Below are 10,082 nucleotides of genomic sequence, written 5' to 3'. Positions count from 1 at the left end.
GTATTGGTCCGTTGCAGAAGATTCGCTACTACCACAACGATCTGAACGGGTTGCCCGAGCAACTGACCGAGGCCGATGGGCACAGCGTCTGGCAGGCGACTTATCGGGTGTGGGGCAACACGCTGGAGGAAGTGCGCGAGCCTTATTACATTGAAGAGCAGAACCTGCGGTTTCAGGGGCAGTATCTGGATCGAGAGACGGGGCTGCATTTCAACACGTTCAGGTTTTATGATCCGGATGTTGGACGGTTTACTACTCCGGACCCCATCGGGCTAGCCGGGGGTCACAACTTCTATCAATATGGGCCGAACCCGGTCTCATGGATCGACCCTTGGGGATGGGCCAGCTCAAATCCCGGGGTCTATGACGTATCGTACGAAGCACACATCAACAAAGAAATCTGGCGCTCCAAGGACTCCGTACATTTCGCCGAATCCAACAGACAACTGCATTACGCAATGAAGAACGATCCCGCATTGCAAGCTACTGTCGAAGCAAAACACCCAGGCATCTCAAAATGGGTTGCGCCGAAGAAAAATGGCAAGTTCAGAACAACAGCAATGAAAGGCTCGACCTGGCATCACCACCCTGTAGTAGGCGGCAATTTGCAGTTGGTCAGTCACGAGGACCATAAAAACCGTCACGGCGACTACCACCCGAAAGGCCGTAACGGAAAACGAGTAGGCGGCAGAAAAACCTGGGGTGGCGGGTCATCTTGTAGAAAATGAGGAGTCACTGATGAAAAAGATGCAAGGCATCACCAACCTGTTCAGCACCGTCAACTCCCATACCGATAACGACTGGGTCTATACCAACTTGGATAAATGGGAAGAAGAACCAAGAAATGCAATTTTCTACCTCATTTCCGAGGAGGAAATTGACGATCTCGAGGAAGACGATAAAACAGTCGAGAATTCTGCCGGCGAGCTTATCCCCAAGTCCCTAGAAAAAGAAAACGTCGAAACCTGGTTGGATGTGCAAACTCTACAAGCCATATTTGAAGTCATTCAAAAGAAGGTTAACGCGCCAGATAATGATATTTTGATCCGAGCAATCAATCACTATCGGGAATACGACGACTTCATGGAAGGCTGATTCCTATCCAACAAAAATGGGCACCCGACCCAGTCGGCGTGCCCATTTTTCATACCAACCCGCTTCCCTTCAGGCGGTACCGCTTTTACGGATTGACGCTGTCTTTGAGCGATTTACCCGGCTTGAACGCAACGGTATTGCTGGCCTTGATCTTCACCGGCTCACCGGTTTGCGGGTTTTTGCCGGTGCGGGCGCCACGGTGGCGTTGCAGGAAAGTGCCGAAGCCGACCAGGGTGACGCTGTCCTTGCGGTGCAGGGCGCCGGTGATTTCTTCGAGAACGGCGTTGAGGACGCGGTTGGCCTGTTCCTTGGTGAGATCGGCCTTTTCAGCGATGGCGGCGGCGAGTTCTGGTTTACGCATATGTGAAGCCTCTTTGACGGTTTTTTGTTGTTATGTCCGTGCTGCTCTCTGGTGGAGCAGCGCCAAGGCGCCGCAGGCTCTACTCTGCGGCAGACGGGAGTGAGGATGGCATGCCGTCGCACGCTCCGCCAGCCTAGCCGCGACCTTTCTACGGGTAAGAAGAGGCTGATTCCGACAGAACGACCGACATTTACGCCAGCAGTGGCGGAAGTTCCTTATTCAACGCCAGTTTTTCCATCACGGCGCTGCCGGTCAGCGCGTAGCCCAGCAGGCGACCGCTGGCGTCACGGCACAGGGCCTTGATGTCGGCGCCCTCGCCTTCGATACTCCATACGCCTTCGCTACCCCGTGGCGGCGGCGAGACCACCAGCGGGCAGACCGGGGTTTTCACGGTGATGGGCATCGGACCGTAGCTCACGGCCGTAGCGTTGCCGGCCAATGTCTGGGCCAAGGCGCGGGCGCAGGTCATCAGGGGCATGACGTACAGCAGGTTCAAGCCATCGACCTCGGCGCAGTCGCCCAGGGCGTAGATATTGGCGTGGGAGGTCTTGAGGTGGCGGTCCACCATGATGCCGCGGTTGATCTGCAGGCCGGCCGCCGCCGCCAGGTCGATGCGTGGGCGCAGACCGATGGCGGAGACCACCAGGTCGCACTGGACCACTGCGCCGTCCGACAGATGGGCTTCGAGGCCATCGGCGCTGCGTTGCAAGCGATTGAGCACGGGGCCCAGGTGGAAACGCGCGCCAATGCCTTCCAGCCCGGCTTGCACCGCAGCGGCCGCCGCCGGGTGCAGCAGGGTTGGCATGACCTGCTCGCACGGCGCGACCAGATCGACTTCATAGCCGCCCTGGATCAGGTCGTTGGCAAATTCGCAGCCGATCAGGCCGGCGCCGAGCAACAGCACGCGGCGTTTGCCGGCGGCGGCGGCGCGAAAGCGCGCGTAGTCTTCAAGATCGTTGATCGGGAAAATCAGCTCGGCGGCGTCACCCTCGACTGGAACGCGCACGGTCTCGGCGCCCCAGGCCAGGATCAGGTCGCGGTAGGCCACCGCCTCCTCGCCGATCCATAAGCGCTTGTGACCTGGGTCGATGCCGCTGATACGGGTGTGGGTGCGCACCTCGGCCTTGAGTTGCTCGGCCATGGCGCCAGGTTCGGCCATGCTCAGGCCGTCGGCTTCCTTGTTCTTGCCAAAGCCGGTGGAGAGCATGGGCTTGGAGTAGGAGCGCCCGTCATCCGCGGTGATCAGCAGCAAGGGGGTGTCGCTGTCGAGCTTGCGAAACTCCCGGGCTACGTTGTAACCGGCCAATCCTGTGCCGATGATCACGACAGGTGAGTTCATTCCTTTCTCCTTGTAGTACGTTTCTTAAATTGAGAGTCAGCCGATTTGGATCATTTCGAAATCCATTTTGCCCACGCCGCAGTCCGGGCACAGCCAGTCTTCCGGGACGTCCTGCCACAGGGTGCCCGGAGCGATTCCGTCATCCGGCCAGCCATCTTTTTCGTCATAGATCAGGCCACAGACTACACATTGCCACTTCTTCATTACGTACTTCCTCAGGGTCCAGGCATCTTGGCCGGCGGTCGATAGACCCGCGCTGCCGCTCGGCTCAGGGCGTTTTGTACTGATCGCAGCCGGCAGATGCAAGCACGATCGGCGCAAACGGCGGGTTCAGCGCGGCAAAAGTTCAGGACGCCATGGTAAGCTCGCCGCCTCTTTTGCCGCCAATATTGACTTGCCGTGCCGCACTCAATTGCCCCTTCCGATGCTTGCCGATGGCTGCCTCAGAGCCTGCTGAGCCCGATGCCTGCGCCCTTGATCCTCGATTGGCTGTTCGATGAAGGCTCGCTGACCCGGCGGCTGACAGGGCTGTCCGATGACGGCTTCAGCGTGACGCCGCTGCTCGAAGGCTGGCAACCGTTGCGCAACGATGAATGTGCGGCGCTGGGCCTGCCCCACGCCACGGTCGGCTGGGTGCGTGAGGTGTATTTGCGCGGGCATGGCCAACCCTGGGTGTTTGCCCGCAGTGTCGCGTCGCGTGGGGCATTGCAGGGCGACGGCTTGCATATGGATGAGTTGGGCAGCCGCTCGCTGGGCGAGTTGTTGTTCTGCGACCGTGCCTTCACCCGCCAGCCGATCGAGGTGTGCCATTACCCGGCACATTGGTTACCCGCTGCGGATCAGGCCGACGGGCTGTGGGCGCGCCGCTCGCGCTTCGACCGCGCAGCGCTGAGCGTGCTGGTGGCGGAAGTCTTCCTGCCGAGTTTCTGGCAGGCGTTGCATGACCATCCGGAGAACCGCTGATGTACCAACGTGTGCTCAAATCCTTGAATCGCCTGAACCCCAGGGCCTGGGACTTCATTCAACTGACGCGCATGGACAAGCCCATCGGCATCTACCTGCTGCTGTGGCCGACGCTGTGGGCGCTGTGGATCGCCGGCAAGGGCTCGCCGTCGCTGCTCAATATCGTGATTTTCGTGCTGGGTGTGGTGCTGACCCGTGCCGGTGGTTGCGTGATCAACGACTGGGCCGACCGCAAGGTCGACGGGCACGTGAAACGCACCGAGCAACGCCCGCTGGTCAGCGGCAAGATCAGTTCGAAAGAAGCGCTGGTGTTTTTTGCGCTGCTGATGGGCGTCAGCTTCCTGCTGGTGCTGCTGACCAACGCCAGCACCATCCTGCTGTCCCTCGGCGGTTTGGCGCTGGCGGCAAGCTATCCGTTCATGAAGCGCTACACCTATTACCCGCAGGTGGTGCTGGGCGCGGCTTTTTCGTGGGGCATGCCGATGGCGTTCACCGCCGAGACCGGCCATCTGCCGGCCGAGGCGTGGCTGCTGTACATCGCCAACCTGTTGTGGACGGTGGGTTACGACACCTATTACGCGATGACCGACCGCGACGACGACTTGAAGATCGGCGTGAAATCCACCGCGATCCTGTTCGGTGATGCTGACCGTGTGATCATCCTGACCCTGCAGGGCCTGGCGCTGGTGTGCCTGTTGCTCGCCGGCGCTCGGTTCGAGCTGGGCGGCTGGTTCCACTTGGGGTTGCTGGGGGCGGCGGGCTGTTTTGCCTGGGAATTCTGGTACACCCGGGACCGGGACCGCATGAAGTGCTTCAAGGCGTTTTTGCACAACCACTGGGCGGGGTTGGCGATATTTGTGGGGATTGTGGTGGATTACGCGGTTCGCTGAGAGGTTTGCGGTGGCTGTTGCGGCGCCATCGGGGGCAAGCCCCCTCCCACATTTGAAGGCGTTCACTCATCAACTGTGGAGGGGGCTTGCCCCCGATGATTTCAGCAGCGCCGCGCAGTCAAGGCTTGATGATATGCCAAACCCCACCCTTGCCATCCCCGGTCTTGTCACCGGCTTTCTTGTCATCCTTGTAGGTATAGACAGGCTTACCTTCATAGGCCCACTGGCTGGTCTGATCGTCGCGTGTGATAACTGTCCATTTGCCCATCGACTTGTCGGTGGACTCCGCCTTCAGCGGCGGCCAGTTGGTCGCGCACTGGTCCTTGCACACGGACGTGCCATCGGCGTCCTTGTCGAAGGTGTAGAGCGTCAGGCCTTTGTGATCAACCAAAATCCCGTCTTTCGTCATCGCAGGTTCTGCGGCAAAAGCCAGGCCCGGCAGCGTCAACGCGGCGGTTACCAGCAGGGCTTTCCAGGAAATCGTGCTGTAAGTCATCGGAACCTTCCTTTTGCGGTTGTCAGGATTCGGACCCCTAGCGTAGTCCAGAGAGGCGCAGAATGCTCTAGCGACTAAATTACTGTCACACGACTGCAATAATTCCGTTATCTAATGCGGCGCAAGACAGTTAAATGACAAAGAGGATTTTTGAGCATGGTTGGCAGGAGCATTCTGATTGTTGACGACGAAGCGCCCATTCGCGAGATGATCGCCGTTGCGTTGGAAATGGCCGGCTACGACTGCCTGGAGGCGGAGAACTCCCAGCAAGCCCATGCCATTATCGTCGACCGCAAGCCGGATCTGATCCTGCTCGACTGGATGCTGCCCGGCACCTCCGGTATCGAACTGGCCCGGCGCCTCAAGCGTGACGAGCTGACCGGGGATATCCCGATCATCATGCTCACCGCCAAGGGCGAAGAGGACAACAAGATCCAGGGCCTGGAAGTCGGTGCCGATGACTACATCACCAAGCCGTTTTCCCCTCGAGAGCTGGTAGCGCGCCTCAAAGCCGTACTGCGCCGAGCCGGCCCGACCGATGGCGAAGCCCCCATCGAAGTCGACGGCCTGATCCTGGACCCGATCAGCCACCGCGTGACCATCGACGGCAAGCCGGCCGAAATGGGCCCGACCGAATACCGTTTGCTGCAATTTTTCATGACCCACCAGGAACGCGCCTACACCCGTGGCCAGCTGCTGGACCAGGTGTGGGGCGGCAATGTGTACGTGGAGGAGCGCACCGTGGACGTGCATATCCGCCGCCTGCGCAAAGCCTTGGGCGATGCCTACGAGAATCTGGTACAAACCGTGCGCGGCACGGGCTACCGGTTTTCCACCAAGGGCTGAGCCAGCCGGTCGCAGACTCAAGCGCCTGACTTAACAGCTGACAAGGACGCATGTTCAAGTGAACCAAAACTGGCATGGCACCCTGATCCGCCACATGCTTCTGTTGATCACCGGTTGCCTGCTGGTCGGGCTGATCAGTGGTTATTACGGCTGGAGCCTGGCCATCGGCATCGCGCTGTACCTGGGCTGGACTCTCAAACAACTGCTGCGCCTGCATGAATGGCTGCGCCAGCACAAACCCGACGAAGCACCACCCGACGGCTACGGCCTGTGGGGCGAAGTGTTCGACAGCATCTACCACCTGCAGCGCCGCGACCAACGGGTGCGCGGGCGCCTGCAGGCGGTGATCGATCGGGTACAGGAATCCACCGCCGCGCTCAAGGACGCGGTGATCATGCTCGACAGCGACGGCAACCTGGAATGGTGGAACCGCGCCGCCGAAACCCTGCTGGGCCTCAAGACGCCCCAGGACAGCGGTCAGCCGGTGACCAACCTGGTACGCCACCCGCGCTTCAAGGAGTACTTCGAGCAGGACAACTACGAAGAAGCCCTGGAAATCCCCTCGCCCACCAACGACCGCGTGCGTATCCAGCTGTACCTGACGCGCTACGGCAACAATGAGCACTTGATGCTGGTGCGCGACGTGACCCGTATCCATCAGTTGGAACAGATGCGCAAGGACTTCGTCGCCAACGTCTCCCACGAGCTGCGCACGCCGCTGACGGTGATCTGCGGCTACCTGGAGACGCTGCTGGACAATGTCGAGGAGATCAACCCGCGCTGGAGCCGCGCCCTGCAGCAGATGCAGCAGCAAGGCTCACGCATGCAGACCCTGCTCAATGACTTGCTGCTGCTGGCCAAGCTTGAGGCCACCGATTACCCCTCGGATAACCACCCGGTGGCGGTGCAAAGCCTGCTGCAAACCATCAAGAACGACGCCGAGGCGCTCTCCCGCGAGCGCGGCCAGCAGATCACTCTGGAAGCCGACCAGACGGTGCTGCTCAAGGGCAGCGAGGGCGAGCTGCGCAGCGCGTTCTCCAATTTGGTGTTCAACGCGGTGAAGTACACCCAGGACAAGGGCAATATCCGCATCCGCTGGTGGGCCGACGAACAGGGCGCGCACCTGAGCGTGCAGGACTCCGGCATCGGTATCGACGCCAAGCACCTGCCGCGCCTGACCGAACGCTTCTACCGCGTCGACTCCAGCCGCAACTCCAACACCGGCGGCACCGGGTTGGGCCTGGCGATCGTCAAGCATGTGCTGCTGCGCCATCGCGCGCGCCTGGAGATCAGCAGCGTGCTGGGGCATGGCAGTACGTTTACCTGCCATTTTCCGCCAGCGCAGGCGACCCGTTCGCGGCTCGTCGGGGATGATGAATAACTCAGCCACAGCACCCATTTTTAAATGTGGGAGGGGGCTTGCTCCCGATAGCGGTGTATCAGGACCAGATGTGCTGGCTGAGACTCTGCTATCGGGGGCAAGCCCCCTCCCACATTGGTTTTGCATGAATCTGTGGAATGCATTCCAGGCTCCGCCCGGCAGCAACCACTAGGCAAGCGCCCCGTCAGCCGCTACATTGGCCGACTTGCGCCTGCCTTTCAGGCCCGCCTTCCCCCTATTGAACATACGGAACCTGCAAAACCCCATCATGGACCCTTCCCCTGGTATCACCCTCGCGACACTTTTCGCCGATTTCGGCATGATTCTTTTTGCACTGGTCCTGGTACTGCTCAACGGTTTTTTCGTTGCGGCGGAATTTGCCATGGTCAAACTGCGCTCGACCCGGGTCGAGGCCATCGCCCACACCAACGGCTGGCGCGGACAGATCCTGCGCACCGTGCACAGCCAGCTCGACGCCTACCTATCGGCCTGCCAGCTGGGCATCACCCTCGCCTCCCTCGGCCTGGGCTGGGTCGGTGAGCCGGCGTTTGCGCATATCCTCGAGCCGTTGCTGGGCGCCGCAGGCGTGGAGTCGCCGGAGGTGATCAAGGGCGTGTCGTTCTTTGCCGCCTTCTTCGTGATTTCTTACCTGCACATTGTGGTCGGCGAGCTGGCGCCCAAATCCTGGGCCATCCGCAAACCCGAACTGCTGTCACTGTGGACTGCCGTGCCGCTGTACCTGTTCTACTGGGCGATGTATCCGGCGATCTACCTGCTCAACGCCAGCGCCAACGCTATCCTGCGCATCGCAGGCCAGGGCGAGCCCGGCCCGCATCACGAACACCATTACAGCCGCGAAGAGCTCAAGCTGATCCTGCACTCCAGCCGTGGCCAGGACCCGAGCGACCAAGGCATGCGCGTACTCGCCTCCGCCGTGGAAATGGGCGAGCTGGAAGTGGTGGACTGGGCCAACTCCCGGGAAGACCTGGTCACCCTGGATTTCAACGCCCCACTCAAGGAAATCCTCGCGCTGTTCCGTCGCCACAAATTCAGCCGTTACCCGGTGTATGACGCCGTGCGCAATGAGTTCGTGGGCCTGCTGCATATCAAGGACCTGCTGCTGGAACTGGCGGCCCTGGACCATATCCCCGAGTCGTTCAACCTGGCCGAACTGACCCGCCCGCTGGAGCGCGTGTCGCGGCACATGCCGTTGTCGCAGTTGCTGGAGCAGTTCCGCAAAGGCGGCGCGCACTTTGCGCTGGTGGAGGAAGCCGATGGCAAGATCATCGGCTACCTGACCATGGAGGACGTGCTGGAAGTGCTGGTGGGCGATATCCAGGACGAACACCGCAAGGCCGAACGCGGCATCCTCGCTTACCAGCCGGGCAAGCTGCTGGTACGTGGCGACACCCCGCTGTTCAAGGTGGAACGCCTGCTCGGCATCGACCTGGACCACATCGAAGCCGAAACCCTGGCCGGCCTGATCTACGACACTTTGAAACGGGTGCCGGAAGAGGAAGAAGTGCTGGAGGTTGAAGGCTTGCGGATCATCATCAAGAAGATGAAAGGGCCGAAGATCGTGCTGGCCAAGGTGCTGATGCTGGACTGACAACCCATTGTGGGAGGGGGCTTGCCCCCGATAGCGGTGGTCCAGTCAGAATAGTTTTGACTGACATACCGCAATCGGGGGCAAGCCCCCTCCCACATTGGTCAGGCGTTGCCCTGTAAATCAAGCACCCGGCACGAAGTGCTTCTGCGCGGTACCACGGGCGATCAGGCGGGAGATGTAGTCCAGCTTCTGCGCATCCTGGTCGATAAACCGGAAGGTCAGTTGCAGCCAATCGCTGTCGGGCCTGGGCTCGTAGGCAACGATGGCGTGCAGGTAGCCATTGAGGCGTGCCACTTCAGCGTTTTCGCCCTGTTCGAGGTCGAGCACGGCACTTTCCAGGACCTGGGGCAGGACCTCACCGCGACGCACCACCAACAACGCCTCCTTGATGCTCAGCGCCTTGATCACGCACTGCTGGGTGCCGCCGGCCAGGCGCAGCTGGCCCTGGCCACGACCGCCGGCAGGCGACGCAGCCGGGGCGGCGGCCACAGGCGCGCTGTTGAGCAGGCCTTTGCTCGGGGCTGCCGCCACTGGCGCCTGCTTGACGGCTTCGGGCTTGCCACCGGTCAGCGCGCTCAGGGAGTCGTTGCCGAAGGCCGAGTTCATCTTGGTCGGCGCGCTGGCGATCAACGCATCGAGGCGGCCGATCTTGTGCAGGGCCTGCTTGACCTTGTTCAGCAACTGCTCGTTGGTGAACGGCTTGCTGACGTAACCGGACACGCCGGCCTGGATGGCCTGCACCACGTTTTCCTTGTCACCACGGCTGGTCACCATCACGAACGGCATGGCTTTCAGATGGGCCTGCTCGCGGCACCAGGTCAACAGCTCAAGCCCGGACATCTCCGGCATTTCCCAGTCGCACAGCACCAGGTCGAAGGTCTCGCGCATCAGAATGGATTGCGCCTTCTTGCCGTTCACCGCATCTTCGATCTTGATCCCCGGGAAGTAGTTGCGCAGGCACTTCTTCACCAGGTCGCGAATAAACGAGGCGTCATCCACCACCAATACACTGACTTTACTCATCGACCCTTCATCCTATAAAACCTTGGCTGGCAGTACGCCTGACTGATGGCATTTTGCCAAAACTCTGCAGTCACGTTAG

The 10,082-nt window shown here is 60.7% G+C and carries 12 protein-coding genes; 7 read left to right on the top strand and 5 right to left on the bottom strand.

Annotation, left to right across the window (positions count from 1 at the left end; translation table 11 throughout):
• Both TU82_RS26130 and TU82_RS26125 read left to right on the top strand, forming a co-directional pair.
• Positions 1-728, top strand: a 728-nt coding sequence (locus tag TU82_RS26130; RefSeq protein WP_211269739.1) for an RHS repeat domain-containing protein, incomplete at its 5' end; no start/stop codon positions are given.
• A 10-nt stretch (positions 729-738) separates the two neighbouring features.
• Positions 739-1,095, top strand: coding sequence for a DUF7716 domain-containing protein (locus tag TU82_RS26125; RefSeq protein WP_057726105.1), 357 nt, complete (start codon positions 739-741; stop codon positions 1,093-1,095).
• Positions 1,096-1,180: 85 nt separating this feature from the next.
• On the opposite strand, the gene TU82_RS26120 is transcribed toward TU82_RS26125, so the two are convergent.
• The 3 genes from TU82_RS26120 to TU82_RS26110 form a co-directional block, all read right to left on the bottom strand.
• Entirely contained in the window at positions 1,181-1,456 is a 276-nt protein-coding gene (locus TU82_RS26120; RefSeq protein WP_003213368.1) for an HU family DNA-binding protein, read from the bottom strand.
• Between the two features lie 190 nt (positions 1,457-1,646).
• Positions 1,647-2,795 (bottom strand): NAD(P)/FAD-dependent oxidoreductase, encoded by a 1,149-nt coding sequence (locus TU82_RS26115; RefSeq protein WP_057726104.1) that lies wholly within the window; start codon positions 2,793-2,795, stop codon positions 1,647-1,649.
• Between the two features lie 36 nt (positions 2,796-2,831).
• Positions 2,832-2,999 carry a rubredoxin gene (locus TU82_RS26110; protein WP_057726103.1) on the bottom strand — a complete coding sequence of 56 codons (168 nt, stop codon included), beginning with the start codon at positions 2,997-2,999 and terminating at the stop codon, positions 2,832-2,834.
• A gap of 195 nt (positions 3,000-3,194) precedes the next feature.
• On the opposite strand from TU82_RS26110, the gene TU82_RS26105 reads away from it, so the two are divergent.
• Together TU82_RS26105 and ubiA are read left to right on the top strand one after the other, a co-directional pair.
• The gene (locus TU82_RS26105) at positions 3,195-3,758 is read left to right on the top strand and encodes a chorismate--pyruvate lyase family protein (protein WP_057726102.1); all 564 of its coding nucleotides are present in this window, start codon (positions 3,195-3,197) and stop codon (positions 3,756-3,758) included.
• Complete coding sequence (ubiA, locus tag TU82_RS26100) at positions 3,758-4,648, top strand: 4-hydroxybenzoate octaprenyltransferase (protein WP_057726101.1); 891 nt, start codon at positions 3,758-3,760, stop codon at positions 4,646-4,648. Before TU82_RS26105 ends, ubiA begins: the two co-directional genes overlap by 1 nt.
• A gap of 118 nt (positions 4,649-4,766) precedes the next feature.
• Here the strand turns inward: ubiA and TU82_RS26095 are convergent, their stop codons facing one another.
• Complete coding sequence (locus TU82_RS26095; protein WP_057726100.1) at positions 4,767-5,144, bottom strand: COG4315 family predicted lipoprotein; 378 nt, start codon at positions 5,142-5,144, stop codon at positions 4,767-4,769.
• Positions 5,145-5,300: 156 nt separating this feature from the next.
• Here TU82_RS26095 and phoB point away from each other — a divergent pair, with 156 nt between their 5' ends.
• The 3 genes from phoB (at position 5,301) to TU82_RS26080 (ending at position 8,980) form a co-directional block, all read left to right on the top strand.
• Positions 5,301-5,990 (top strand): phosphate regulon transcriptional regulator PhoB, encoded by a 690-nt coding sequence (gene phoB / locus TU82_RS26090; protein ID WP_003195617.1) that lies wholly within the window; start codon positions 5,301-5,303, stop codon positions 5,988-5,990.
• 94 nt (positions 5,991-6,084) lie between these two features.
• Complete coding sequence (phoR, locus tag TU82_RS26085) at positions 6,085-7,371, top strand: phosphate regulon sensor histidine kinase PhoR (protein ID WP_231982809.1); 1,287 nt, start codon at positions 6,085-6,087, stop codon at positions 7,369-7,371.
• Between the two features lie 268 nt (positions 7,372-7,639).
• Positions 7,640-8,980 carry a hemolysin family protein gene (locus tag TU82_RS26080; RefSeq protein ID WP_057726098.1) on the top strand — a complete coding sequence of 447 codons (1,341 nt, stop codon included), beginning with the start codon at positions 7,640-7,642 and terminating at the stop codon, positions 8,978-8,980.
• A 120-nt stretch (positions 8,981-9,100) separates the two neighbouring features.
• Here the strand turns inward: TU82_RS26080 and TU82_RS26075 are convergent, their stop codons facing one another.
• On the bottom strand, positions 9,101-10,003 hold the full coding sequence (locus tag TU82_RS26075; RefSeq protein WP_057726097.1) for a response regulator: 903 nt from the start codon (positions 10,001-10,003) through the stop codon (positions 9,101-9,103).
• Positions 10,004-10,082: the final 79 nt, after the last annotated feature.

The sequence above is a fragment of the Pseudomonas orientalis genome (assembly GCF_001439815.1).
GTDB classification, from domain to species: domain Bacteria; phylum Pseudomonadota; class Gammaproteobacteria; order Pseudomonadales; family Pseudomonadaceae; genus Aquipseudomonas; species Aquipseudomonas orientalis.
Note: the sequence above shows the minus strand (reverse complement) of the source record. Positions and strands in the feature narration are given on the sequence as shown.